General features: G+C 72.6%; 24 protein-coding genes. 11 read left to right on the forward strand and 13 right to left on the reverse strand.

What is annotated here, in order from left to right; all coding sequences use genetic code 11:
- Positions 1-68 precede the first annotated feature (68 nt).
- Genes QSK22_RS16300 through QSK22_RS16310 form a run of 3 tightly spaced genes read left to right on the forward strand, consistent with a single transcriptional unit; the run spans position 69 to position 2,589 of the window.
- Positions 69-1,220, forward strand: coding sequence for an acyl-CoA dehydrogenase family protein (locus QSK22_RS16300; protein WP_285495027.1), 1,152 nt, complete (start codon positions 69-71; stop codon positions 1,218-1,220).
- A gap of 15 nt (positions 1,221-1,235) precedes the next feature.
- Complete coding sequence (locus tag QSK22_RS16305) at positions 1,236-1,676, forward strand: thioesterase family protein (protein WP_285495028.1); 441 nt, start codon at positions 1,236-1,238, stop codon at positions 1,674-1,676.
- A gap of 13 nt (positions 1,677-1,689) precedes the next feature.
- The gene (locus tag QSK22_RS16310; protein ID WP_285495029.1) at positions 1,690-2,589 is read left to right on the forward strand and encodes a DMT family transporter; all 900 of its coding nucleotides are present in this window, start codon (positions 1,690-1,692) and stop codon (positions 2,587-2,589) included.
- 20 nt (positions 2,590-2,609) lie between these two features.
- Here QSK22_RS16310 and QSK22_RS16315 read toward each other — a convergent pair whose 3' ends face one another.
- From QSK22_RS16315 to QSK22_RS16360, 10 genes are all read right to left on the reverse strand, one after another.
- Positions 2,610-3,077, reverse strand: a complete 468-nt coding sequence (locus tag QSK22_RS16315; RefSeq protein ID WP_285495030.1) for a MarR family winged helix-turn-helix transcriptional regulator — start codon at positions 3,075-3,077, stop codon at positions 2,610-2,612.
- Between the two features lie 88 nt (positions 3,078-3,165).
- A complete protein-coding gene (locus tag QSK22_RS16320; RefSeq protein WP_285495031.1) occupies positions 3,166-4,212 on the reverse strand; it encodes a prolipoprotein diacylglyceryl transferase in 1,047 nt (348 codons plus the stop codon).
- 24 nt (positions 4,213-4,236) lie between these two features.
- Positions 4,237-5,544 carry an MCE family protein gene (locus QSK22_RS16325; protein ID WP_285495032.1) on the reverse strand — a complete coding sequence of 436 codons (1,308 nt, stop codon included), beginning with the start codon at positions 5,542-5,544 and terminating at the stop codon, positions 4,237-4,239.
- Positions 5,541-6,647, reverse strand: a complete 1,107-nt coding sequence (locus QSK22_RS16330) for an MlaD family protein (RefSeq protein WP_285495033.1) — start codon at positions 6,645-6,647, stop codon at positions 5,541-5,543. The genes QSK22_RS16325 and QSK22_RS16330 overlap by 4 nt, the downstream gene beginning before the upstream one ends.
- Positions 6,644-7,702: an MCE family protein gene (locus tag QSK22_RS16335; protein WP_285495034.1), complete on the reverse strand. Its 1,059-nt coding sequence runs from the start codon at positions 7,700-7,702 to the stop codon at positions 6,644-6,646. The genes QSK22_RS16330 and QSK22_RS16335 overlap by 4 nt, the downstream gene beginning before the upstream one ends.
- Entirely contained in the window at positions 7,702-8,757 is a 1,056-nt protein-coding gene (locus QSK22_RS16340) for an MCE family protein (RefSeq protein WP_285495035.1), read from the reverse strand. Before QSK22_RS16340 ends, QSK22_RS16335 begins: the two co-directional genes overlap by 1 nt.
- Positions 8,757-9,896: an MCE family protein gene (locus QSK22_RS16345; RefSeq protein ID WP_285495036.1), complete on the reverse strand. Its 1,140-nt coding sequence runs from the start codon at positions 9,894-9,896 to the stop codon at positions 8,757-8,759. Before QSK22_RS16345 ends, QSK22_RS16340 begins: the two co-directional genes overlap by 1 nt.
- Positions 9,893-10,957 (reverse strand): MCE family protein, encoded by a 1,065-nt coding sequence (locus QSK22_RS16350; RefSeq protein ID WP_285495037.1) that lies wholly within the window; start codon positions 10,955-10,957, stop codon positions 9,893-9,895. The genes QSK22_RS16345 and QSK22_RS16350 overlap by 4 nt, the downstream gene beginning before the upstream one ends.
- 43 nt (positions 10,958-11,000) lie before the next feature.
- Positions 11,001-11,855: an MlaE family ABC transporter permease gene (locus tag QSK22_RS16355; RefSeq protein ID WP_285495038.1), complete on the reverse strand. Its 855-nt coding sequence runs from the start codon at positions 11,853-11,855 to the stop codon at positions 11,001-11,003.
- Entirely contained in the window at positions 11,856-12,671 is an 816-nt protein-coding gene (locus QSK22_RS16360; protein WP_285495040.1) for an MlaE family ABC transporter permease, read from the reverse strand.
- 204 nt (positions 12,672-12,875) lie between these two features.
- Between QSK22_RS16360 and QSK22_RS16365 the strand changes: the two genes are divergently transcribed.
- The 5 genes from QSK22_RS16365 (at position 12,876) to QSK22_RS16385 (ending at position 17,272) form a co-directional block, all read left to right on the forward strand.
- On the forward strand, positions 12,876-13,391 hold the full coding sequence (locus tag QSK22_RS16365) for a MarR family winged helix-turn-helix transcriptional regulator (RefSeq protein ID WP_285495041.1): 516 nt from the start codon (positions 12,876-12,878) through the stop codon (positions 13,389-13,391).
- Between the two features lie 102 nt (positions 13,392-13,493).
- Positions 13,494-14,438 (forward strand): aggregation-promoting factor C-terminal-like domain-containing protein, encoded by a 945-nt coding sequence (locus QSK22_RS34020; RefSeq protein WP_502872319.1) that lies wholly within the window; start codon positions 13,494-13,496, stop codon positions 14,436-14,438.
- Positions 14,439-14,548: 110 nt separating this feature from the next.
- Positions 14,549-15,181 carry a TetR/AcrR family transcriptional regulator gene (locus QSK22_RS16375; RefSeq protein WP_285495042.1) on the forward strand — a complete coding sequence of 211 codons (633 nt, stop codon included), beginning with the start codon at positions 14,549-14,551 and terminating at the stop codon, positions 15,179-15,181.
- Positions 15,182-15,287: 106 nt separating this feature from the next.
- Positions 15,288-15,935 carry a TetR/AcrR family transcriptional regulator gene (locus QSK22_RS16380; protein ID WP_285495043.1) on the forward strand — a complete coding sequence of 216 codons (648 nt, stop codon included), beginning with the start codon at positions 15,288-15,290 and terminating at the stop codon, positions 15,933-15,935.
- A 269-nt stretch (positions 15,936-16,204) separates the two neighbouring features.
- Entirely contained in the window at positions 16,205-17,272 is a 1,068-nt protein-coding gene (locus QSK22_RS16385) for a hypothetical protein (RefSeq protein ID WP_285495045.1), read from the forward strand.
- Here QSK22_RS16385 and QSK22_RS16390 read toward each other — a convergent pair.
- Positions 17,262-18,725: a flavin-containing monooxygenase gene (locus QSK22_RS16390; RefSeq protein WP_285495046.1), complete on the reverse strand. Its 1,464-nt coding sequence runs from the start codon at positions 18,723-18,725 to the stop codon at positions 17,262-17,264. The two genes, QSK22_RS16385 and QSK22_RS16390, sit on opposite strands and share 11 nt — an antisense overlap.
- Before the next feature lie 82 nt (positions 18,726-18,807).
- Between QSK22_RS16390 and QSK22_RS16395 the strand changes: the two genes are divergently transcribed.
- Positions 18,808-19,434 (forward strand): TetR/AcrR family transcriptional regulator, encoded by a 627-nt coding sequence (locus QSK22_RS16395; RefSeq protein WP_285495047.1) that lies wholly within the window; start codon positions 18,808-18,810, stop codon positions 19,432-19,434.
- Positions 19,435-19,494: 60 nt separating this feature from the next.
- A complete protein-coding gene (locus QSK22_RS16400; protein ID WP_285495048.1) occupies positions 19,495-20,358 on the forward strand; it encodes an SDR family NAD(P)-dependent oxidoreductase in 864 nt (287 codons plus the stop codon).
- A 49-nt stretch (positions 20,359-20,407) separates the two neighbouring features.
- Here QSK22_RS16400 and QSK22_RS16405 read toward each other — a convergent pair whose 3' ends face one another.
- A complete protein-coding gene (locus QSK22_RS16405; protein WP_285495049.1) occupies positions 20,408-21,118 on the reverse strand; it encodes a 4'-phosphopantetheinyl transferase family protein in 711 nt (236 codons plus the stop codon).
- A gap of 397 nt (positions 21,119-21,515) precedes the next feature.
- The gene (locus QSK22_RS16410; RefSeq protein WP_285495050.1) at positions 21,516-22,319 is read right to left on the reverse strand and encodes a hypothetical protein; all 804 of its coding nucleotides are present in this window, start codon (positions 22,317-22,319) and stop codon (positions 21,516-21,518) included.
- A 162-nt stretch (positions 22,320-22,481) separates the two neighbouring features.
- Here QSK22_RS16410 and QSK22_RS16415 point away from each other — a divergent pair, with 162 nt between their 5' ends.
- Positions 22,482-24,083, forward strand: a complete 1,602-nt coding sequence (locus QSK22_RS16415; RefSeq protein WP_285495051.1) for an ATP-dependent DNA ligase — start codon at positions 22,482-22,484, stop codon at positions 24,081-24,083.
- The last annotated feature ends 50 nt before the right edge of the window (positions 24,084-24,133 follow it).

Raw genomic sequence — 24,133 nt, forward strand, 5'->3', positions numbered from 1 at the left:
TCACATTACACAAACTCGTGAATGATGTCCGGGTCGGTTGTCAACGCTCCGACACAATTGGAGGTTCGATGAGCCCAGGGTTTTGGGACCAGGCCGAGCAGTACCGGCACCAAGTACGTCAGGACCTCGAACGACTCGACCTCCCCGATGGCGACCTCCCGGACATGCACGCGGTCCTGGAGCAGCTCGGCTGGACCGGAGCCGCCATCCCCACCCGCTGGGGCGGGCGCGGCCTCGGCACGGTCGCCAAGATCGCCGCGATCGAGGAGGCCACCAGGTACCGCCCCGCCCTGGGCGCGTCCCTGTCGGCGGCCTCGCTGGGCACGGGGCTGCTGCTGGACTTCGGCAGCGACAAGCAGCGCGCCCGCTGGCTGCCCAGCCTCGCCCGCGGCCAGGACGTCATGACGATCTGCATGACCGAGCCCGAGTCCGGCTCGCACCTGCTGGGCATGAGCACGTCCGCGCGCCGGGTCGACGGCGGCTGGCTGCTCAACGGCCGCAAGTGCTTCATCGGCAACTCCCACATCGCCGACCTGCACGGCGTCATCGCCCGCACCTCCGAGGAGAACTCCGCGTCGGCGCTCAGCGCGTTCGTCGTGGAGTCCTCGACCCCCGGCTGCCGCACCGGAGAAGAGCACGACCTGGCCGGGCTGCGGGGCTTCTCCCTGGGCGAAGTGATCTTCCAGGACTGCTGGGTGCCCGACTCCCACCTGGTCGGGCGGGTCGGCGAGGGCCTGGGCATCGCGCACGCGGTCGTCACCCGGCACGGCAAGCCGAACATCGGCGCGGTCGCGCTCGGCCTCGCCCAGTCCAGCCTGGACCTGGCCTGCTCCCACGTCCGCTCCCGCCACCTGTACGGGCGGCCGCTGCACCACCTGGAGGCCGTGCACCGGCGGCTCTCGGACATGTTCACCAACCTCTACACCGCCCGCCTCGCCCTCTACCACGCCGGCGACCGGGTCGACGTCGGCGAGCAGCACGATGTGGGGTTCCTGGTCGGCAAGCTGCTCGCCAGCGACGGCGCGGTGCAGGGCGCGATCGCCACGACCGAGCTCATGGGCGCCCGCGGCTGCCATGCCCTGACCGGCGCCGTGCAGCTGCTCAACGACGCGCTGATGACCCAGGCGCCCTCCGGGACCGCCGACGTGAACCGCAAACGGCTCGCCGAGATGGTGCTCGGCACCTACATCCCCGCCCGCGAGCGCACGCTCACACTCTGACCGGAAGGACACGCCATGCGCGACGCGATATCCGTCGGCAGCGTCCAGAAGCTCGAATACGTCGTCCCCGGCGACAAGACCGTGCCGCACCTGTACCCCGAGTCCGAGGACTACCGGAAGATGCCGGAGGTCTTCGCGACCGGGTTCATGGTCGGCCTGCTGGAGTGGTGCTGCATCCTGGCCCTGCGGCCGGTCCTGGAGGACGGCGAGGGCAGCCTCGGCACCAAGGTCGACATCCGGCACAGCGCGCCCACCCCGCCGGGCGCCCGGCTGACGGTCACCGCCCGCTGCACCCTCATCGACGGCAACTACCTCGAATGGGAGGTCGAGGCCGTCGACGATGAGGGCGCCGTCGCGGCGTCGGGCGTCCACGGCCGCAACGTGATCGACACCGAACGGTTCCTCAAGGGGGTCGCCCGCAAGGCCGAACGCCTCGGCGCGGTCCCCACCCGATGACAGTCCCCGCTCGATGACGCTGACGAGTTCGACCGACCGTGCGGACACCGCCGTCAGGGTCCGCACGGTCACCCTCCTCATCGCCGTGACATGGGCGCTGCTGTGGGCGGGGGCGTTCGTCGCCACCAAGCTCGCGCTGCACCACGCCGCGGGCACGTTCGTGGTCGGCGTCCGCTGCGCCGGCGCCGGACTGGTCCTGCTCGCCCTCCGCCGGCGGCGCCTGCGCACGGCCCGGACCGAACTGCTCCGCTGGTCCGTGGCGGGGCTGCTGACGAACACCGGCTACCTGGGCGTCATGGGCGTCGCGCTCCCGCACCTGTCGGCCGGGATGGCCGCCGTGCTGTCGGCCGGCACCCCGCTGCTGGTGCTGGGCGCGGGCGCGGTGACCGGAAGCAGCCGGCTGCGCGCCGTGCACGTCGTCGGCCTCGTGCTGGGCGTCGGGGGCATCGTGCTGTCGGCGCTCGACCGGTTGGACGCCGGAGCCATCCGCGGGCGGGGCGTCGCCCTCGGCGTGTGCGCCGTCATCGCCCTGGCCGCCAGCACCTACCTCACCCCGCGGCTGGTGCGGCCGGGCAGCGACCCCCTGCTCGCCACCGGGTGGCAGGCCCTGGTCGGAGCCGTGCCGCTGCTCGTCGCGGCCGCGGCGACCGGTGCGCTGCCGCCCGGGCACATCGCCGGCGCGCTGGCGGGCGAACTGGTGTTCCTGATCTTCGGCGCCTCGGTGCTCGGCATGACGCTGTGGCTCCTGCTGATCCAACGCGTGGGACCGGGCCGCGCCAGCGTCGCCCAGTTCATGCCGCCGCTGTTCAGCGTCGCCCTCGGCATGCTCTTCCTCGGCGAGAGCGTCTCCCTGCTCGCCCTGCTCGCCGTGATCCCGGTCGCCGTGAGCACGGTCCTGACGACGCGCCCGTGAGCGCCGGCCGCCCGCGCGCGTCAGCCGAGGCTGCCGAGTTCGCGGCGGGCGTGCTCGCGCAGGAGGGCGAGCGCCTCGACGAGCCCGCGCCGCTGCTCGGGCGCCAGCGGCCCGGCGAAGTGGCGCTCCAGGGTGGCGGCGTGCACGTCGAGCGCCTCGGCCAGCTTGGCGCGACCGGCGTCGGTCAGCTCCACCAGCTGCCGCCGCCGGTCGCCGGGCGCGGCGTGCCGCCGCACGTACCCGGCCGCCTGCATCCGGTCGACCAGCCGGGTCATGCCGCCGCTGGTGAGGATCAGCTGCTCGGCCAGGCGGCCCATGGTGAGCGGGCCGTCGGCGTCCGACAGCCGCAGCAGCACCTCGAACATCACATGCCGGATGCCGCAGCGGCGCTCCAGCTCCCGGCCCGCGATGCGCTCCAGCAGCGCCGCCGCGGCCAGCAGCACGCCGAACTCACCGACCAGCCCGTCCCTCTCCGCGGGCGTCCCCATACCCGCCTCCTCCCCCGTCCCGGCCCCTGGCAACGCGTGTGCGCCCCGCACGACTTCCCGCACAGGGCGCACACTGCCACACCCCGACTCAGCCGTCGCCGTCGGCCTTGCCGTCTTTGCCGGATTCAGCCTCCTTGCCGGTGGAGGTTGCGCTGGGCGACGGGGAACTGCTCGTCACGCCGCCGAGGGTTCCGGTGTCGCGGTTCTGGTCGTTGACGCCCGAGGCGTACTGCCGGGTCACCTTCCACTCACCGTCGATCTTGGACAGCGCCAGGCGGAGCAGCGTGGCGGGCTCCTCGGCGGACTGCCCCGCGTTGCTGACCGTGATGTCGACCGAGATGACGGCCGTGGCGAACCGGTCGTCCACGGTGCCCACGAACACCTGACTGGTCTTGGAGCGGAACTCGCCCTTGGGGCTGTTCTTGAAGAGGCTGTCCAGGTTGGACAGCAGGGTGGTCTTGGTGTACTCCAGCAGGTCGCCGCCCATCAGCCGCTGCGCCCGCGCCATGTTCTGCCGGTAGTTGGACGCGTTGTAGGTCAGCGCCGCGTCGCCGTAGGCGGCGGCGACCTTGGCGACCTCGTCGCGCGCGTCCTCGGCGGACGACCGGGCGGACGCGCTGCGCCACTGCCAGACGGCCACGGTCGCCAGCACGGCGACCAGCAGCACCACGGCCACGGCCTGTCCGGTCCCGAACCCGAGGAAGGTGCGGCGCGGTGGCCGCTCGTCCGCCGCGGCGGGCTCGTCCGCGGACGTGTCGGCGGACGTGTCGGCGGACGTGTCGGCGGACGTGTCGGCGGACGATTCGCCTGAGTCGGCGGACTTGCGCGCCGGTCCGGGGGATGACACGGCGTCCTCGGCGGCCTTGTCGTTCGCGTCGGCCTTGTCGTCCTCTTCGGCCTCGGCGGGGTGTTCGGCGGGGGCGGGCTTCTCCGCCGGGCGGGCCTCGGCGGTGGCGGGCTTCGGGGCGGGCTCGGCCTGCTCCTCCTCGGCCTCGATGGCGTCCAGGATCTCGTCGAGGTCCTCGTCGTCGAGCACCTCGATGACCCGCACGCGGCGCCTGCGGCGCGGCCGGTCGGCGGGCGCGGCTCCCTTGCCGCCCGGGCGCTGCGCGGCCGTGTTCTCGCTGTCTGTCACTTCGGATGCTCCTCGGGGTCGGGGTCATCTCCTGCCGCGCCGCAGGCGGGACAGGCGGGACAGGACGGGGACGGAGCCCGCCGCCACCCTGATCAGCACCAGCACGGCGAGCAGCGGCGGCAGGTACAGCAGCCACCCGGGCGGCCCCCCGGACCCGTCCTGCGCGGACCTGCCGGCGGCGTTGCGCGCCTGCAGCTCGTCGCCGGCCTGCTGCACGGACGGGTCGTGCGTGGGGATGGTCTCCCCCGGGTCCTTGGCCTTGTAGGGCTTCTGCCCGGTCACGCCGGGCTGCCGGCCGTCCGGGCAGTCGGGGATCTGCGACGCGCGCGGCTGCGGCAGCGGGTAGCGGTACTCCAGGGCGGCCTGCTTCTCGAGGGTCACCAGGAAGACCACGTTCAGCACCGGCTTGCCCTGGTCTCGGCCGACGACGTTGCGCAGCACCTCGTTCAGCTGCGGCGCCATCTCCAGCGTCCGGCGCAGGTCGTCCAGCGGGTCGGGGTTGTGCCGCCGGATCCCCCAGTTCGCCAGGGTGTCGACGGCGCATTCGACGTCGGGCGTGGTCTTGTCCAGCAGGCCGTTGACGGTGTCGAGCAGGTCGGGGCCGTCGTCGCGCAGCCTGGTCAGCTCGCCGCGGACCTGCCGCAGCGCCGCGGTCAGCGCGGCCAGGTCGTCGATGCCCTCGCCGAGCCGGCCGCGGTTCCGGTTGAGCACCTCGGTGATCTTGCCGAGGTCGCGGGTGAGGCCGTCCAGCAGCTCGCTGTTGCTCGCGAACGTGGCGGTGAGCTGATCGGAGCCGCGGATGATCTGCCGCAGCGAGCCGTCCCGGCCGGACCAGCCCTCGGCCAGCTCATGGGTGAGGACGCGGGCGTCGTCGGGGTCGACGGCCTCCAGCGAGTCCAGGACGGAGTCGAACAGGTCGCTGTACTTGGGCGGCACCTTGGTCTTCGACACCGGGATCACCGCGCCCGGGCGCAGCGGCGGCGCGTCGCCCTGCCCCGGGCCGGGCGTCAGCTCGACCACCGGCTCGCCGACGGCCGACTTGCGCGCCGCGGCGGCGGTGACGCCCTGCGGTATCCGCACGCCGCGTTCCATGTCGAGCCGCACCACCACCCGGCCGCCGTCCAGCCGCACCGAGTCGATCTTGCCGACCCGCACGCCGAGGTAGTCCACCTCGAAACCCGGATGCAGGCCCGGCGACGACTCGAACTCCACGGTGATGTGGTAGGGCCGGTCGATGAAGTCGAAGCGGACGACGTTGCGGAACGCCCAGAACACCATCACCACGCCGAGGACGGCGAACACCACCAGGTTGATCGCGACGCGCCGGGTCATCGTGGCCGTCCCCCCAGCAGCTCGTTGATATCCGGCAGGGGGTTCTGGGACGTGCCGGACCGCTTCCCGGACTGCGTCCCGTCGCCGCCGCTCCCGTTCGCCTTGCTCCCGCTGTTGTTCCCGCTGGGGACGACCGGGGTGCCGTCCGGCCACACGATCTTCAGCAGCGGATAGATCAGCAGCTGGCCGTCGTAGGTGGCCAGCGGCAGCTTCTGGGTGAACGTCACCAGCCCGTCGACCAGGTCGGTGAGCCGCTGCCGGTTGGCGGCGAGGGTGGCCAGCACCGGGTCCAGGTCGCGCAGCAGGTCGCGGAACCGCTGGATCCGGCCTTCCAGCACCTTGTCGTCGAGCTGCACCGCCAGCTCGGTGAGCCGCCGCACCGTGGTGAGGATCTCCTCTTTGTTGTCGTTGAGCAGCCGGGTGGTCTTCTCCAGCTCGGCGGGGGTGCGTGCCAGTTCGTCGCCGCCCTCGGCCAGCGACCGGCCCAGCCGGGCGAGCCGGTCCACCGACCGGCCGAGCTCGGCCCGCTGCCGGGCGAAGGTCGCCAGCAGGTCGCCGCTCTTGGCCACGATGGTGTTCAGCTTTCCGCCGTTGCCGTCCAGCGCGGTGGCCCCGGCGTTGACGACGGCCGCGACGTCGTTACTGGCCAGCGCCTTGAGCAGCGGCCCGGCCTGCCCCACCACCTGCTCGAAGGAGGGCTGCACGCTGGTGTCGGCGATCTCGGCGCCGTCGGCCAGGAACGGCCCGCGGTCGGTGCGGCCGCCGGGCGGCAGCACCAGGTCGACGTAGTTCTCGCCGAGCAGCGAGGTCACCTTGATCTCGGCGCGGGTGCCGCGCGGGATCCGGTACCCGTCCTTGATCGACATGGTGACCGTGGTCGTGAAGGTGCGCTTGTTCAGCCGCACCCCGGTCACCGTGCCGACCTTGACGTCCGACATCTGCACGCTGTGCCCGGTGACGAGCCCCTGCACGTCGTCGAACGTCGCGGTCAGGGTCAGCCCGCCCCGGGGCGCGCCGGCCGTCCGGATGGAGCAGCCGGCGAGCAGCGCGGCGACCAGCGCGCACACGGCCGCCGCCGCCCCGGCGTTCGCCCGGATGGTCATTCGCCGCCTCCCTGCGTCCCGTTCTGCCAGGGGCAGTTGGAGTTGGGCGGGGGCAGCGGGCAGGCGACGTCGTCGTCGTCCAGCAGCCCCTTGAGCCACGTGCGCAGGAACGCGTCGGTGGCGAAGCGGATCTGCAGCGACTTGTTCTCGGGGTTGTAGCCGCCGATCAGCGCGTCGTTGAGGCCGGGCAGCGCCTCGATCAGCTGGGCGATCTGCCGGGAGTTGCCCCGCAGCACCAGCGCGGTGCGGGTGAGCACGGCCAGGTCGGACGGCAACTGCCCCTTGTACTTGTCGAGCAGCTTGCCGCCGTTGTCGGCCAGGGCGAGGATGCCGCGGATCAGGTCCTGCAGCTCGCCGCGTTCGGCGCTGAGCACCCGGGTGGCCGCGGAGAAGTCGTTGATCATCTGGCCGAGCACCTGCTCGCGTCCGCGCACCACCCCGGCCAGGCGGTCGAGGTTGCGCGCCACCTCGATCAGCTCCTTGTCCTGCCCGGCGACGTTCTCCACCAGGCGGGCGCTCTGCTCCAGCGTGGCGTTGAACTCGCGGCCGTTGCCGTCGACGGAGCGGGCGGCGCGGTCCAGCGCGGTGCGGGTCTTGGTGGGGTCCAGCGCGGTGGCCAGGTTGGTGAACGAGGTGAGCGCGTCATCGACCTCCACGGGCACGTGCGTGCGCTCGATGGGGATCACGTTGCCCGTCTCCACCGGCATGCCCGGCTTCCACACCGGGTGCAGGATCAGGTTGCGCTCGCCCACCAGGTTCAGCGGGACGATCGACGCCCGCACGCCGCGCGGCAGCCGGATATCGCGGCGTAGGTGGAAGGTGACCTTGACGCGGTCGCCCTGGGGTTCGACGCGGTCCACCAGACCCACGTCCGCGCCCATGATCTTGACCTTGGACTCCTTGTAGAAGGAGCGGGCCTTGGTGAAGTAGACGGTCATCGTGCGCTGCCCGGCGTCGGGCCGCGGGACCGGCGAGCACCCGCCGAGCGACGCCGTCACCAGCAGGCACAGCCCCGCCGGGAGCGCCCTGCGCAGGGCGGCGGGTCCGGGTGTCATCAGTCGCCCCCTTCCCGTCCGGTGGCGCCGCCCCGCTGCCCGGTGGACGGGCGCCGCGTGGAGATGGGACCGGGCGGCTGCAGCGGGCCCAGGCCGATCAGCACCCCCTCGATCCAGTCGCCGTTGCCCTTGATGCCCGCGACCTGCAACAGCGTCGGGCCGATCAGCGCGAAGTCGGTGTTGAGGGCGTCCATGTTGGGCGCCAGGCGGGTGGTGAGCAGGTGCAGGTTGTCCAGCAGGCCGTTGATCTCGCGCTGGTTGCGTTCGATGACGTTGGACAGGGTGCGCACGGTGCGGCTGCCCTGCCCGATGGTGGCGGCCAGTTCGTCGCGCCGCTGCACCAGCGCCTGCAGCAGCACCTGCCCGGCGTTGATGATCTCGCGAAGCTGCTCGTCCTTGGCGGCCAGCGTGCCGGTGACCTTGCGGCTGCTGTCGATGAGCCGGCGCACCTCGGGCCAGCTGTCGTTGAGGGTGCGCGCCAGCTCCTGCACGTTGACCAGCATCCGGCGCAGCTTCGGCGCGTCCGGCGACTCGATCTTGTTGATCTCGTCCAGCAGCTTGTTGACGCTGCGCTGGTCGAGGCGGCCGACGATGTTCTGGGCGCCCTCGATGGCGTCCGGGACGGTGTACGGCACGCTGGTGCGCTCCAGCGGGATGCGCCGCCGCGCCTGCGGCAGGTCGGCCATCTTCGGCTCGGTCACCGGGCCGGACAGGCGCAGGTAGCGGCCGCCGAGCAGGGTGGTGGTCTGCACGTCGGCGTGGGTCTGCGGGCCGAGGTCGATCCCGGCGTCGACGTGCCAGGTGATGATGACGTGGCCCTTGTCGAAGTCGGGTTCGACGGAGGTGACGCGTCCGACCTTGACCCCGGCGACCCGCACGTCCTGGCCGGGTTTCAGGCCTCCGGTGTCGGAGAACACCCCGCTCATGGTGTAGCCGCGGTCGAACAGGTGCAGCTGCCCGACCGCGAAGGCGAACACGCAGCCCGCCGTCAGCGCCGACAGCGTCACGATCGCCACGATCCGGTGGTTGACGTCTCGCAGGGACTTCAGCGCCATCAGCGACCACCCCGCAGGATGCGCCTGAGCTGTTCGAGGTCCTCCTCGGTGGGCCCGTCCGACGTCGCGGACGCGCCGCCGCTGCCGCTGCTCTGCGAGCCCGGCAGCTCCATGGGGAACGGGCACGGCCCCTGGACGACATTGAGGCACAGCGCGTTGGTGCGCATGAAGTGGCCGCCGTTGACGGCGGCGAACAGCTGCCGCATCGTCAGCGGGAGCTGCTGGACCATCTTCTCCAGCTGGTCGACGTTCTGGCGGAAGGTGTCGGCGAACACCCCGAGGTTGCGGACGATCCGCGACAGCTGGGCCTCGTTGCCGCCGAGCACCTTGTTGAGGTCGGTGGTGACTCCGGAGATCTGCACGACGGCGTCCTCCAGCAGCCGGTGGTTGCCCGCGAAGACCCGGGTCAGCTCCGTGAGATTGTCGACGGCGGCCGCGATCTGCTTGTCCCGGGCGGCGACGGCGGCGGAGACGGTCTCATAGTCGTCGATCATCTGCTCGATGGTCTTCCGGCGGGCGGCGAACGTGCTGAGCAGCGCGTCCAGGTTGTCGATCATCTGGTTGACGCTCTGCGCGTTGCCGTCCAGCGCCTGCGCCAGCGCGAAAAGGATCTTGTTGAGCTGGTCGGGGTCCAGGTTGCGGGTCAGCGGGCCCAGGCTGTTGACGATCTCGCCGAGGTCGACGACCGAGCGGGTGTGCGGCACCCGCGCCCCGTCGCCCAGCCGTGCGGGGCTGGTGCCGGGCTCCAGGTACACCACGCGCTGCCCGGCGACGTTGCGCCAGCGGATCGCGGCGGTGGAGTCGGCGGGGATGCGCACGTCGTCGTCGATGGCCATGCGCACCACGGCCTTGCCGTCGCGCACCCTGATGTCCTCGACGCGGCCCACCGGGGCACCGGCGATCTTCACGACGTCGCCTTCCAGCAGGCCGGTGACGTCGTCGAACACGGCGGTGAGCCGGTAGCGGGAGCGCAGGCTGGTGCCCAGGATCTGCTGGCCGATGTAGACCGTCAGCAGCAGCGTCAGCACGGCGAACACCGCGAACTTCAACGCGACGCCGGGCGCGGGGCCGCGGGCGCTGCGGCCCCGGCCGCGCCGGATGCCCAGCCCGCGCAGGACGATGCCGCCCAGCCCGCTCACCGCTGCACCACCGTCTTGATCGGCTGGTCGAACGCCGTGCGCGCCGTCCTGGTCGGGCACAGGTCGACGAACGTCTGGCACAGGTCGAGCGGCAGGGTGTCGGCGATCTGCCCCAGCATGGTGCCCTGCGGGCCCTGCACGCGGATGACCTGCGACAGCATCGCGAAGAACCCGCTGAGGTCGTCCAGCATCACCGGCATGTTGCGGCGGCCCGAGGCCAGCACGGACGCGGTGTCGCCCGCCCCGTCGACGACCTTGCCGAGGTTGGCGCCGTGGCCTTCGAGGGACGTGCCGACCTTGGCGGCCAGTTCCGCGGACTGGTCGAGCAGCTGCGACACCTTGTCGGGGCGTCCGGTGAGCGCGGGCGACAGCCGGTTGAAGTCACGGGACAGGGCGGTGACGGTGTCGCCCCTGTCGGCGAGCTCGCCGGACAGGCCGTCCAGGTCGCCGATCAGCCGCCGGATGACCGCGCGGTTGGCGTGCGCGGCGTCGATCACCTTGGCGCCGTTGTCGATGGTGCGGCGCAGCGCGGGCCCCTCCCCGGACAGCCCCGCCCCGAACGTGCGCAGGATGGCGGTCACCTCGTCGGGGTTGATGGCCTGGGTCAGCCGGTACGCGGGCCAGGCGGTCTCCGACAGCTCGCGCGGGTCCTCGGTGCGGGTGATGCGTCCGCCGTCGGCCAGGTAGGGGCCCCTGCCCTCGCCGCGGCCGAGGTCGAGCGCCAGGTCCTTGGGCCCGAACACCGACACCGGCTCGATGCGGGCGCCGGCGGTGGTGGGAACGCGCACCCCCGCGTCCAGCCGCAGCCGCACCGTCACCCGGCCGTCGCGTTCCAGGGTCACCCGATCGACGGTGCCGACGGTGATGCCGCGGATCTTCACGTCCGACCGGCCGGGGTCCAGGCCCTGCCCGGCGCGGCCGAACGAGGCGGTGTAGTACGTCGAGCCGGAGGTGTCCTCCCGGGCCCCGGCGGCCGCCGCCAGTGCGGCGGCGGCGAGCACCCCGGTGCCCAGCAGGCCGAACATCAGCCGAGCCCGGCCCGACAGGGGCTCCTCGCTCATCGGCGCCTCCCGCCGGCCGGGGCGCCGTTCATCGGGACGCCGCTCATCCGGTCAGCCTCACGGTGCCGCCGTGGCCCCAGAAGATGTAGGAGAGGACCAGGTTCGTCAGGATCATCAGGATCGTCGACTCCCGGATCGCGCGGCCCGCCGCCACCCCGACGCCGACCGGCCCGCCGGCCGCGTAGTAACCGCGGTAGCAGTGCACGAACATCACGATGAACGCGAACACCGCCACCTTGACGGCGCTGTAGAACACGTCGATCGGCGGCAGGTAGAGATGGAAGTAGTAGTCGTAGATGCCGGGCGACAGCCCGAAGTACTCGATGGTGATCAGCCGGGTGGCGGCGAACGCCATGAACAGTGACACCAGGTACAGCGGCACCAGCGCGATCACCCCGGCGGCGACCCGGGTGCACACCAGGTAGGCCAGCGAGTTGATGCCCATGACCTCCAGGGCGTCGATCTCCTCGGAGATGCGCATCGCCCCGATCTCGGCGGTGAAACCGGTGCCCACCTGCGCCACCAGGGCCACCCCGGCGATGATCGGGGTGACCTCGCGGACATTGGAGTAGCTGGCCACCAGGCCGGTGAACGCCTCGGCGCCGATGCGCTCCAGCCCCGGATAGCCCTGCAGGCCGACCATGGCGCCGGTGGCCAGCGACATGGTGGCGATCACGAAGATCATGCCGCCGCCGATCACCAGCGCGCCCACCCCGACGGTGATGTCACTGACCTGGCGGGCCAGCGTCCTGCCGTACTTGCGCCGCAGCACGATGTCCACCGCCAGGTGGTACAGCACCCGGCCGAGGAACACCGGCAGGTTCAGCGAGGCGCCCAGGCCGGCGGTGCGCCCGCGCACCGCGCGGCCGATCCTGCGTACCGGGGAGATGGCGACCATTCAGAACCTCGGGGGGAACAGGACCTGGTAGATCATGGTGATCACGTAGTTGGCGGTGAACACCACGATCGAGGTGACCACCACCGCCTTGTTGACCGCGCGGCCCACGCCGACCGGTCCGTAGTCGCAGTTCATGCCCATGTAGCAGGCCACCGCCGCGGCGATGAACCCGAAGACCCACGCCTTGAAAAGGGTGACCGCAAGGTCGGAGAACTGCAGCAGCGTGGTGGCCCCGTCGAAGAACGCGCCGGGGCTGACCCCCTGCTGGACGACGTTGAAGTAGTAGCCGCCGAGCACCCCCGCCAGGATCACCACCGAGCACAGCAGCGCCGACACCGTGCTGGCCGCCCACAGCCGCGGCGTGACCAGGCGGTGCACGGGGTTGATGCCCATCACCTCCAGCGCGGCCAGCTCGTCGCGGATGTTGCGGGCGCCCATGTCGGAGGTGATGGCCGAGCCGCCCACCCCCGACACCAGCAGCGCCGCGGCCAGCGGCGCCACCTGCTGGATCATCGCGGCGACCAGCAGCGCGCCGGTGCCGGACTGCGCGCCGAGCTGCCGGGCGATGTCGCCGACCTGCAGCGAGATGGTGGCGCCCAGCGGGATCGCGATCAGCATGACCGGCAGGCTGGTCACCCGGGCCAGGAACCAGCACTGCTCGATGAACTCGCCCCACCACTGGCGCAGGTCCCAGGTGCGGCGCAGCCCCTCCAGGAACGTCACGCACAGCAGGCCGGTCTCGTCGAGCGCCCTCTCGACGCGCCGCCGGGCCAGGTCGGGTGCCCTCGCCAGGCCCGTGACGAGCGAGGGGGCCATCAGCCGGATCCCTCCCCTGCGGGGGTGGGGGGAAGGAACATGCCAGCCCTCCTTCGTGCTCGGACGCCGGTCCGATACCTCACCCCGTTCCCCTCCCGCCGCACGCAGCCCCGGGAGCACCGGTGTGATCTAGAGCACTCTAGGCCAGGAAGCTCTAAGAAGCGAGTACTTACTTCCGATATATAACGCGGCTACGATCGTCCGGTGCGAACACCCACGCCGAGGTGCGTTGACGATCCCCTGGTCAGCGGTGTACAGGAGCGCTGGGCCGAACGCGGACTGCCCGGCGCGCCCTGGCCGTTCATGGCGATGTGCTCGGTGGCCCGGCTCCACCACCTCCTCACCAAGGCCCTTGAGGTTGAGCTGAAGCGGCTGGATCTCGGCCGCACCGGCTACTTCCTGCTGACCATGCTGGCGCTGACCCGCGAGGGCCACGCCCGGCTCGGCACCCTCAGCAGGCTGATGCTGCTGCACCCGACGACGGTCAAGCTGACCGTCGACCAGTTGGAGGAGGCGGGCCTGGTCGTGCGGCGCCCGCATCCCACCGACCGGCGCGCCACCCTGGTGTCCATCACCGAGGAGGGCCGTCGGCGCGCCGCCGCGGCCAACGAGGCGCTGGAGTCGCCCGACGGCGCGCTCGGCGCGTTCGCCGGGCGGCACCGCGAGATATTCGACGCCCTGCAGCCGACCCGTCTGGCGGCCGGCGACGCCGACCTGTGACCCCGTTCCGACCGACGGTCACGGCCTGAACCGGACCGGTCCCCGGACGCGTACAGGGGCAGCGAAGGCCAAACCCGACGGGCGATAAGGCAAAGTACTCCCATGCCTCGAAGCAACGGCACGCGCAGACGTACCCCCGCGTCACGTCCCCAGGGGCTCTCCCGGCACGGACGGACGGGACGGGCGGCAGGCCGCGCGGGAGGCGCGCCGCACGAGCCCGGGCCCCCGTACGAGCCCCCGTACGAGACGGGCGGATACGAGACGGGCGGATACGAGACGGGCGGATACGAGACGGGCGGATACGGGACCGGCCCGTACGCGACCGACGGGTACGGCCCCTACGACGATCTTCCGCCCCACGAGGCCGACGCCGAGCCCCCTGCCCCGCGACGGCGGAAGCGGCGCCGGCTCCTGCGTGTGCTGACGAGCAACGTCACCATCACCGTCGTGGCCATCGCGGCGGTCATGACGGCCGTCGTGGCGGTCGACTGGCACCGGTTCGCCGGCGATCCCGAGCCGCCGCCGGGCGCCGGGGACCTGTCGACCAACGACATGCTGGCGCTGATGACCTCGTCCGACATGGACCCGATCGCCGCCGACGCCGTCGCGCAGGCCAAGAAGCGGGCCTACGAGCAGCAGCAGCGCGAACTGAAGGCGCTGCGCGAGAAGGCCAAGCGGGACGCCGCCGCCCGCGCCAAGCTCAAGGCCGAGCAGGAGCGCGAACGGCTGGCGCGGTCCAACCCCACCGCCGCGCAGAACAAGGCGTACGGCAAGAAGATGAACGCCCTCAAGGGGTGGAGCAGCTGCTGGCCGTCCCTGGAGACGCTCTGGATGCACGAGAGCAGCTGGAACGAACGCGCCGTGAACCCGTCCAGCGGCGCTTACGGCATCCCCCAGGCGCTGCCCGCCTCCAAGCTGGCCAGCGCGGGCGCGGACTGGCGCACCAGCTCCCCCACCCAGATCGCCTGGGGGCTCGGCTACATCAAGGCCCGCTACAAGGACCCCTGCCGTGCGTGGGCCTTCTGGCAGCGCAACCACTGGTACTGACAGCCGGCGCCGAACCGCCGCCGTCGGACAGGCAGCGTCGAACAGGCAACGTCGAACAGGCGGTGTCGAACAGGCCGGTTCACGGCGTCCCGGTGAGGCACCATGTGAGCATGCAAACGAGCAGGGCCCGGACCGGGAGCAACGGCACGGGCGCGGGCACGGGACGGCAGTGGGCGCGGGCGGACGCCACCCGCCAGGCGCTGCTGACGGCCGCCCTGGAGGTCTTCGCCGACCGGGGCTACGCCGACGCCGGCATCGCCGAGATCGTCGAACGGTCCGGCATCAGCGTGGGCAGCCTCTACCACCACTACGGCGGCAAGGCCGGCCTGTACCTGGCGCTGTGGGAGGAGCTCAGCGCCGAGCAGGAGCGCAGCGCAGCCGAGGCGGTGGCCGCCGCCCGCGCGGTCGGCGAGCGCGCACCGATCGCGCTGTTCATCGCCGGCGCCCGCGCCTACCTGCGGGTCTGCTGGGAGCGGCGGGAGGCCGCCCGGCTGTTCCACGGCGGGGAGGGCCCGTCCGGCTTCTCGCTGATGCGCCGCACCCGCGCCCGCCAGTGGGTCGGGCAGAACACCAAGCTGCTGCGCGGGGTCGCCGGCACCGGACGGCCCGAGCAGGTGCTCAGCCTGGTGCTGACCACCGTGATCGGCGAGGCGGGCCGGGAGATCGCGCTGGCCGACGACGAGGCGGACGCCAACGAGATCATCGAGGAGGTCTGCCGCATCCTGATCCGCCTGGCGGGCTGACCGGCGCCCCGGCAGCGGCGCCGGCCGCCGGTTCTCCTGCCCGACCCCGCTGCGTACCGGTACCCTAACGGTCGGCCACGCGCACGCTGACAGGAGACGACTCCACATGCCCACCTCCACGTGGTTCCGGCTCAACGTCGCCAAGCGCGAGCGGGTCCTCGAAGTGGCGATGCGCGAGTTCGGCGAGCACGGGTACTCGACCGGCAGCCTGAACACCATCGCCCGCGAGGCCGGCATCGCCAAGGGCTCGTTGTTCCAGTACTTCTCCGACAAGCTCGAGTTCTACGCGTTCGTGTGCGACGAGACGTCCCGGCGCATCCGCGAGGAGATGGAACGCCGCATCTCCCGCCTGGACCTCGATCAGCCCTTCGACGACTGGCTCTTCGACGTCATGTGCGAGTGGACCGAGTACATGGCGGACCACCCGCTGGAACGCGCGGTCACGGCGGCCACCAACTTCGAGCTCGACAACACGGTGCGCTCGGTGGTGCGCGACACCGCCACCCAGCACTACCTGCAGGTCATCCACCCGGCGCTGGAGCTGTGGCGGGAGCGCGGCGACATCCGCGAGGACGCCGATCTGGACGTGCTGGCGACGGTCATGCTGATGATGCTGCCGCATCTGGCGCTGGCCCCCTACTACGACGGCCTCGACCCCGTCCTCGGCCTGCGCGGCCGCACCCCGGCCGAGCAGCGCGCCGTCATCCGCCGCCTCATCACCGGCCTGCGCCCCCTCTTCGCGCCGCTCAAGTAGGCCGGAGACTCCTTTGCGGGCCCCACCGGCGCGGTGGGACACTGCGCCGATGAGCGTCGAGCCGACCAAGAACGTCGCCGAGGTCGGCTTGCTGCGCACCCTGTACGGCGCGCGAAACCGCACGTGAGAGGGTCGCCCATCGCTGACCGCCGGGGCACGCCTGTCTGGCGCACCCGGAAGGCTTGTCCGACGGGGGTTGAACCGGGCCGCGCGTTTCTGTTCTGATCACTAGTCACGGATGCGGAACGACGGACCGGGGAGGCGGACGGGTGCTGTCGCGAACGGCGGGCGGAGCGGTCCTGGTCGGATTCGGCGCGGCGGCGGTCCTGGGGGTGCTGACTCCGCCCGTGCTGGCCGGTCCCACGCCCTCACCGAGCGGCTCGTCGTCGAGCGAACCGTCCGCGGAGCCCACCTCGCCGGAGCCCGCGCCGAGCGACCCGCCCTCGAGCGAGCCGTCGCCCAGCGATCCGCCCACGAGCACCCCGCCCACGAGCGAACCGTCGCCCAGCGATCCGCCGACCGGCGAGCCGTCTCCCACCGACCCGCCGTCCAGCGAACCGCCGCCGAGTGAGAACCCGCAGACGCCGGTGCTGTCGCTTGGCGTGTCGGTGTCGAAGACGTCGGTGCGGCCCGGCGAGTCGGTGACCGCCACGGCCAAGGTGAAGGCGGCCAAGGCGACGGCGCAGGAGACCAGGCTCAGCGTCAACGCCGCCGACGTGACGGTGAAGCCGGGCAGCGTGGCGCTGGGCACGGTCGGCGCCGCCGGGCGCACCGCGCGGGTGACGGTGCGGGTGCCGGCCGACGCCAGGCCCGGCACGGTGAAGCTCACCGCGAAGGTCACCGCGGCCAAGGCGGAGCCGGTGTCGCGGACGTTCACGTTCAAGGTGACCGAGGCGCCGTCGAGCGGCTCCGGCTCCAATTCGAACGCCGGTTCCGGGACGTCCCTGCCGACCGCCGCGGTGCCCCAGGTGGCGCCGCTGCCCAACTCCTCGTTCCAGTCGGTGCCGGCGATCCGCGCGCCGCAGGTGGCGCTGCCGCCGGTGTCCGCGCCGCAGACGGCGCCGAGCCCGGAGCCGCTCACCCCCGTGGCGGGGCTGCGGGCCGTGCCGGACGACGGCTGGGACACCGGCGACCTGGCCGCGGTCCAGGCGGGCTGGCTGGCGGCGCTGACCTCGACGGGCGCCATCGTGTTCGTCCGGGTGCGCGTGGCGCGGCGCCGCCGCGACGTGCGCCGCGCCCGCCACCTGTACGCCGGCAAGCGTCTGACCGCGTCGCGCCTGCGCACCCTGCCCCCGCAGCCGTCCGGAAGGGTCCGCAGGCGCGCGTTCAGCGGGTGAGGATGTAGTCCTCCGGCCTGGCCTTGCGGGTGGTCGCCCAGAACTCGAAGGTGTGGCCGGGCCACAGGGTGCGGTTGACGCCGTCGGCGTCCAGGTACCAGCTCTGGCAACCGCCCTCGCTCCACACCGCGCGGCGCAGGCGGCGCTGCATGCGGTCGTTGAAGCGGCGCAGCGCCTCCGGGCGCGGCTCGATCGCGTCGGCGCCGTGCTCGGCCAGCAGCCGCAGGCAGCTCAGCACGTGCTGGATCTGCACCTCGATCATGAAGACGACCGAGTTGTGGCCGAGGCCGGTGTTGGGTCCCAGCAGGAAGAACAGGTTCGGGAAGCCGGGGATGGTGGTGCCCCGGTACGCCTCGATGCCGTCCGCCCACGCCTCCTGGATCTTCCGGCCGCCGCGGCCGACGACGCGCAGCTCGGCCAGTGCCTCGGTCACCTTGAAGCCGGTGCCGTAGATGATGGCGTCCACCTCGTATTCGCGGCCGTCAGCGGTGACGATCGAGTGCTCGCGCACCTCGGCGACGCCGGCGGTCTCCAGCTCCACGTTGGGCCGCATGAGCGCGGGGTAGTAGTCGTTGGACAGCAGGATGCGCTTGCAGCCGATGGTGTAGTCGGGGGTCACCTTGGCGCGCAGCTGTGGGTCGGGGATCTGCCGCCGGATGTGCCGCAGCGCCAGCCGCTCCTGCGGGCCGGACAGCCGCGGGTCGATGGTGAAACCGACGGCGCGCGCCTCCAGCGCCCAGTAGATGCCGTACCGGAACGCGCGGGCGGCGCCGGGCACCGTCTTGAACAGCCCGCGGACGGGGGCGGGGAGGGCGAAGTCGGGCTTGGGCTGTATCCACGGCGCGGTGCGCTGGAACACCACCAGCTCGGCGGCCTTCTTTGCGACCTGCGGAACGAACTGGATGGCCGACGCGCCGGTCCCGATGACCGCGACGCGCTTGCCGGTCAGGTCGTAGGAGTGGTCCCACTCGGCGGAGTGGAACGCGGTGCCCCGGAAGTTCTCGATGCCCGGCAGGTCCGGGTACTTGGGGATGTGCAGGGCGCCGATGCCGGACACGACCGCCCGGGGGCACAGCACGGTGCCGTCGGCGGTGGTGACGTTCCAGCGCCGCGCCGCCTCGTCGTACTCCATCTCCTCGACCGCGACGCCGAAGCGGATGTGCCGCCGGACGCCGTACTTGTCGGCGGTGCGCTCCAGGTAGGCGCGGATCTCCGGCTGCGGCGCGAACATGCGCGACCAGCCGGGGTTGAGCTCGAAGGAGAACGAGTACATGTGCGACGGCACGTCGCAGGCGCAGCCGGGATAGGTGTTGTCGTGCCAGGTCCCGCCCAGGGCCTGGCTCTTCTCCAGCACCACGAAGTCGTGGAAGCCGTGCCGTTTCAACTGGATCGCCATGCCGAGCCCGGCGAAGCCGGAGCCGATGATGACGATCGCGGGGTGCCGTTCGTCCATGCTCGTCCCTCCGCGTGATCTACTATGAGTAAGTTACTCGCGGTAGGTTACTGACGGTAGGTCCAATGAAGGGGATTGCGCTGTGAAGGCCGCCACACCGGGCGCCGACCCGGAGCCGCCGCGGCGCCGCCGCATGTCGCGCGCCGAGCGGGAGCGGCAGATGATGGACATCGCCGAGCAGGTGTTCACCGAGCGCGGCTACCGCGGCACGTCCATGGACGAGATCGCCGAACGCTGCGGGGTGTCCAAGCCGATGCTCTACGAGTACTTCGGCTCCAAGGACGGGCTGCTGCTGGCCTGCATGGGCCGGGCCAAGGCCGAGCTGTACGAGGTGACCCAGAAGGCCATGGCCGGGGCGAGCACCCCCGACGACATCCTGTGGCGCGGCATGGTCGCCTACTTCTCCTTCATCGACTCCCACAGCCGCCCCTTCGCGATGCTGCTGCAGGAGCCGCTGTCGGGGCCGCCGAAGACCGCCGAGGCGATCGAGGAGACCCGCCGCCAGCAGAGCGAGCTGATCGCCGGGGTGCTGCGCACGTTCGCCCCGGACGCCCCCGCCACCGCCGTCGCCGCCTACACCCAGATCATCGTGGGCGCCTGCGAACGGCTGGCGCTGTGGCGCGCCGGACACCCGGAGCTGACCGTGGAGGACGCGGCACGCCACATGACCGATTTCTGCCGCCACGGGCTGGCGCCGTACCTGAAGTGATCGCGCCGCCGGGCGCCCGCTGAGTACGGTTGGGGTATCCCTTGCCTCCCGGAGGTGCCCATGCCCATCGCGCAGTTCGACGGAGCGCTGGCCGTCGTCACCGGCGCCGGCCGCGGCCTCGGCCGGGCCACCGCGCTCGCCCTGGCCGAACGCGGTGCCACGGTCGTCGCCGCCGATCTCGACCGGCCCGCCGCCGAGCACACCGCCGCGCTGGCCGCCGAGGTCGGCCCGGCCGCGGCCGCCTACCAGGTGGACGTGGCGGACGCGGCGGCGATGGAGCGGTTCGCCGACTGGGTGCGCACCGAGCACCGGGTGCCCGACATCGTGGTCAACAACGCGGGCATCCTGGTCACCGGCCCGTTCCTGGAGACGGGGCTGGACGACTGGGAGCGGATCGTCGGGGTCGACCTGTGGGGCGTGATCCACGGCTGCCGCCTGTTCGGCCGCCAGATGGCCGAGCGGGTGCGGGCGCTGCCGGTCCGGCCCGAGCCGCCCAACTTCGGCGGGCACATCGTCAACATCGCCTCGGCCGCCGCGTTCGCGCCCTGGCGCGAGGGGGCCGCCTACAACACCACCAAGGCCGCGGTGGTGATGCTGAGCGAGTCGCTGCGCGCCGAGCTGGCGGGCCTGCGTATCGGGGTCACCGCCGTGTGCCCCGGCTTCACCGCCACCGGCATCGTGCGGGCGGCCACCTTCGTCGGGCGGGACGAGGCCGGGCGGCGCCGGGCCCGCGAACGCGCGGAGAAGGTGCTGCGGGTGCGCGGCTGCCCGCCGGAGAAGGTCGCCGAGCACATCGTCACGGCGATCGTGAAGAACAAGCCGCTGGTGCCGGTCTCCGCCGAGAGCCACATCGCGCGCGTGCTGTCGCGCGTGTCGCCCGGCGCCATGCGCCTGCTGGCCCGCGTCCCGAGCCCGCTCCGCTGACGGCTCCAGGCCCGCCCAGAAGCGCCGGGCGTTGGCGGCTGCGGGGCGTTCACCGGCGCGGGGCGAGTTCGAGCAGCTCGGCCGCCGAGCGTTCGACGACCGGCACGCCCGGCGGGTGGTCGAGCAGGGCGATCGCCGCCGCGTAGCCCTCGCCCGGGTCGAGGGTGCGCATGGCGATCCGCTCCGGCATGTCGGGGCGGCGGCCCCACGCCAGCAGGGCGGGCGGGGCGGCGGCGGGCGACACGGTCACGTCGGTCAGCGGAACGCGCAGCCCGTCCCCGGTGGCCTTGACCACGGCCTCCTTGCGCGTCCAGTACGTCAGCAGCTCGTCGCGGCCCATGCCCGGCCCGCCGGCCGACGCCTCGAGCTCGGCCGCCCCCAGGACGTGCCGGACGATGTCGGCGCCCAGCTCGCGGTCGGCTGCCTCCACGTCCACGCCGAGCGGCCCGTGCGGGGACAGCGCCACCGCCACCCGGTCGCCGGAGTGCGACACCGACACGTGCGGCCCGCCGTCGACGACGGGGCGCCCGTGCGGTTTGCCGCAGTCCGCGCAGGCTCGCGAGATCGGCACCCGGTCCGGCCGCATCCCGCGCAGCGCGCCCACGGCCAGCCGGGTCACCGCGACGCCGAGCGTGAACCGGTTCCGGTCCGCGTCCCGCAGAAAGCGGTCGCGCCGGCCCCGCTCCACCGGGTCGAGCAACGCCACGTGCTCGGCGCCCGCCCAGCCGGGCTCGCCCCACCATACGGTAACCGGTTCCACTTTCACTCCATTCCTGCGCGCCGTCGCCATTCGTCATGATGACGATTGCGGAAAGCCGCCGCAATGAGGACGGCGGCCATATTTCTGCACGGGTTCGCACGGCGCCGGTCCGGGCGCCGGCGGTCGGACCGCGCCCGGACCGGCAAAGGCCGCGGAACGGATGCCCCATTCCGCGGCCTTGTGGTCGATCCGCTCACGGCGGCTACCTCACACCCAGGACACTCCTGTCCGATATGCGGTCACGTCGCCGATCTCCTCCTCCCCAGGCGTTCGGCGCCGGTGGGCCCGCCTGTGGTCACGGGCCCCGACCGGTGTCTTCCCTCCCCTTTACGAAAACACCTTAGTTTCCATTGACTGCGAATATGCCATGATCGGCCGATTGAGGTCAGAAACCAAGTTAGCCGAAGCGGCCGCGTACTTCTCGCGCCACCGCGCCGGCATTGCTCAGGCAAGCGTTTTCTCGTTCCCGTGCGGCCGCCGCGTCGCGCACCTGCTCGCTGTAGGCGACCGTGACGACCACATTGCGGATGCGCATCGTGACCTGCCCCACCACCGTCGGCTGCCCCTTGTCGACCTTGAACCAGCGGAACGCCTCGTCGCCGAGCCCGGTCTGGCGCTCCAGGCGGACGGTGCGCTCGAGCGTGGCCTCGTGGGCCTGCGTCCACTGCGCGCCGAAGTAGCCGCGGGCGTCCTCCACCGGCGTGGCCGTGTCGGCCGGCGCGTACAGGTGGGCCTCGACGCGCAGCCAGCGGAAGTCCTTCCCCGTGGACGAGTACGTGCAGGTGGTCAGCGTGCTGTTGGAGCTCTCGCGCCGCTGGGCGTTCGGCACCAGCCGCGCGACCGTCGCCCGGGGCACGGTATCGCACGCCGACGGCAGCGAGGTGATCGGACGCGCCGTGTCCGCCGACGTCGGCGGCGGCGACGCGGACGTCTGCGACGGAGCCGCAGAGGAGGGAGACTCGGACGGCGCAGGCGTGGACGCGGCGTCCGGACCGGTCGCGGACCCCCGGTCGGCGTCCGGCGACGACGCCGACGCGGCCCGCTCGCCCTCGTCTCCGCCCGACAGGACGAACACCGCCCCGGCGGCCAGCGCGAACGCCGCCAGCGCGACCACCACGGCCAGCAGGCGCGGCCGCCGCCCCGACGGCGGCTCGGGCGTCGAGTAGACGCGCTGGAACTCCGACGGACGCGGAAGGCCCACTCTCCCGCTCCTCACTCCCGGCCGTCCGCGGCACGCGTGGCGCATCCGCGCGGCCCGGGCATCGCTCCTCCCGTACTCCAGGCAAGGTAGTAAGCCGGGCGAGGTGCTGGCCAGGGCCCCCGGAGGCGCCAGTTGTCAGACCCCGAAGACACAATGGGTCGTGTGCTGCTGGAGCGGATCGCCCGTACCTCGGCGGCGGTGGCCGCGACGTCGGCGCGCAAGGCCAAGGTCGGGGCGCTGGCCGAGTGCCTGCGGGCCGCGGCGCCCGGCGAGGCTCCCGTCGTGGTGGCCTACCTGTCCGGTGAGCTTCCGCAGCGCCAGATCGGGGTGGGGTACGCCGCGCTGCGCGGCCTGCCGCCGCCCGCCGCCGCGGCGACCCTGACGGTTGCCCAGGTGGACGCGGCGTTCACCGAGATCGGCGCGGTGTCCGGCAGGGGCTCGGTGGCCCGGCGGCGCGAACTGGTGGGCGCGCTTTTGGCCCGCGCCACCCCCGCCGAGCAGGACTTCCTCGTCCGCCTGCTGGCCGGCGAGCTGCGCCAGGGCGCGCTGGACGGGGTGATGGCCGAGGCGATCGCCGCGGCCGCCGGGGTGCCCGCCGCCGAGGTGCGGCGCGCGGCGATGCTGCGCGGCGCGCTCGGCCCGGTCGCCACCGCCGCCCTCGCCGAGGGCGTGCCGGGCCTGCGCGCCTTCGGCCTGCAGGTCGGCCGCCCGATCCGCCCCATGCTGGCGGCCTCGGCGCCCACGCTGGACGACGCGTTCGCCAAGCTCCCCGCGGAGGGGCCCGGCCAGGCCGCCGTCGCGGCCGTCGAGTGGAAGCTCGACGGCATCCGCGCCCAGATCCACATCCGCCGCGTCCCCGAGGACGGGCCCGAGAGCGGGCCCGGCCGGGCCGAGGTGCGCATCTTCACCCGGACGCTCGACGAGATCACCGCGCGGCTGCCGGAGGTCGTGCAGGTCATGCGCGGGCTGCCGGTGCGCGACGCCGTCTTCGACGGGGAGCTGATCGCGCTGCGGCCGGACGGGCGGCCGCACCCGTTCCAGGTGACCGCCGCGCGCACCGCCACCCGCACCCGCAAGCTCGCCGAGCCGGTGCCGCTGTCGGTGTTGCTGTTCGACGTGCTGCATCTGGACGGCGCCGACCTGCTCGACGCGTCCGGCGCCGAGCGCGGCGCGGCGCTGGCCCGGGTGGTGCCCGGCGAGCTGCGCATGCCGAGGCTGGTCACCCGCGACCCGGGCGAGGCCGAGCGGATGTTCGACGAGGCGGTCGCGCACGGCCACGAGGGCGTGGTGGTCAAGTCGCTCGCCTCCCCCTACACCGCGGGCCGCCGCGGCGCCGGGTGGATCAAGGTCAAGCCGCGCCACACCCTCGACCTGGTGGTGCTGGCGGCGGAGTGGGGGCACGGCCGCCGCCGCGGCTTGCTGTCCAACCTGCACCTGGGCGCACGCGACCCGGCCGCCGGCGGGTTCGTGATGCTCGGCAAGACCTTCAAGGGCCTGACCGACGAGCTGCTGGCCTGGCAGACCGAGCGGCTTCGGGCCCTGGCCACCCGCGAGGACTCCTCCACGGTGTACGTGCGCCCCGAACTGGTGGTCGAGATCGCCTTCGACGGGGTGCAGCGCAGCCCCCGCTACCCGGGCGGCATCGCGCTGCGGTTCGCCCGCGTCCTGCGCTACCGCCCCGACAAGCCCGCCACCGAGGCCGACACGATCGACACCGTCCGCGCCGTCGCCCCGCTGCCGGACGGCGACGGCCCGTCCTCGTGACGCCAGCTCCGGCAGATCGGGACATGACAGGAGATATCGTGCCCGGTGTA

Source organism: Actinomadura sp. NBRC 104425, from assembly GCF_030269545.1.
GTDB classification, from domain to species: domain Bacteria; phylum Actinomycetota; class Actinomycetes; order Streptosporangiales; family Streptosporangiaceae; genus Spirillospora; species Spirillospora keratinilytica.

Bases quoted from the DNA above. Each gene is read 5' to 3' on its own strand.
- QSK22_RS16300 (WP_285495027.1), top strand. From the start codon at position 69: ATGAGCCCAGGGTTTTGGGACCAGGCCGAGCAGTACCGGCACCAAGTA.
- QSK22_RS16305 (WP_285495028.1), top strand. From the start codon at position 1,236: ATGCGCGACGCGATATCCGTCGGCAGCGTCCAGAAGCTCGAATACGTC.
- QSK22_RS16310 (WP_285495029.1), top strand. From the start codon at position 1,690: ATGACGCTGACGAGTTCGACCGACCGTGCGGACACCGCCGTCAGGGTC.
- QSK22_RS16315 (WP_285495030.1), bottom strand. From the start codon at position 3,077: ATGGGGACGCCCGCGGAGAGGGACGGGCTGGTCGGTGAGTTCGGCGTG.
- QSK22_RS16325 (WP_285495032.1), bottom strand. From the start codon at position 5,544: ATGACCCGGCGCGTCGCGATCAACCTGGTGGTGTTCGCCGTCCTCGGC.
- QSK22_RS16330 (WP_285495033.1), bottom strand. From the start codon at position 6,647: ATGACCATCCGGGCGAACGCCGGGGCGGCGGCGGCCGTGTGCGCGCTG.
- QSK22_RS16335 (WP_285495034.1), bottom strand. From the start codon at position 7,702: ATGACACCCGGACCCGCCGCCCTGCGCAGGGCGCTCCCGGCGGGGCTG.
- QSK22_RS16340 (WP_285495035.1), bottom strand. From the start codon at position 8,757: ATGGCGCTGAAGTCCCTGCGAGACGTCAACCACCGGATCGTGGCGATC.
- QSK22_RS16350 (WP_285495037.1), bottom strand. From the start codon at position 10,957: ATGAGCGAGGAGCCCCTGTCGGGCCGGGCTCGGCTGATGTTCGGCCTG.
- QSK22_RS16355 (WP_285495038.1), bottom strand. From the start codon at position 11,855: ATGGTCGCCATCTCCCCGGTACGCAGGATCGGCCGCGCGGTGCGCGGG.
- QSK22_RS16360 (WP_285495040.1), bottom strand. From the start codon at position 12,671: ATGGCCCCCTCGCTCGTCACGGGCCTGGCGAGGGCACCCGACCTGGCC.
- QSK22_RS34020 (WP_502872319.1), top strand. From the start codon at position 13,494: ATGCCTCGAAGCAACGGCACGCGCAGACGTACCCCCGCGTCACGTCCC.
- QSK22_RS16375 (WP_285495042.1), top strand. From the start codon at position 14,549: ATGCAAACGAGCAGGGCCCGGACCGGGAGCAACGGCACGGGCGCGGGC.
- QSK22_RS16380 (WP_285495043.1), top strand. From the start codon at position 15,288: ATGCCCACCTCCACGTGGTTCCGGCTCAACGTCGCCAAGCGCGAGCGG.
- QSK22_RS16390 (WP_285495046.1), bottom strand. From the start codon at position 18,725: ATGGACGAACGGCACCCCGCGATCGTCATCATCGGCTCCGGCTTCGCC.
- QSK22_RS16400 (WP_285495048.1), top strand. From the start codon at position 19,495: ATGCCCATCGCGCAGTTCGACGGAGCGCTGGCCGTCGTCACCGGCGCC.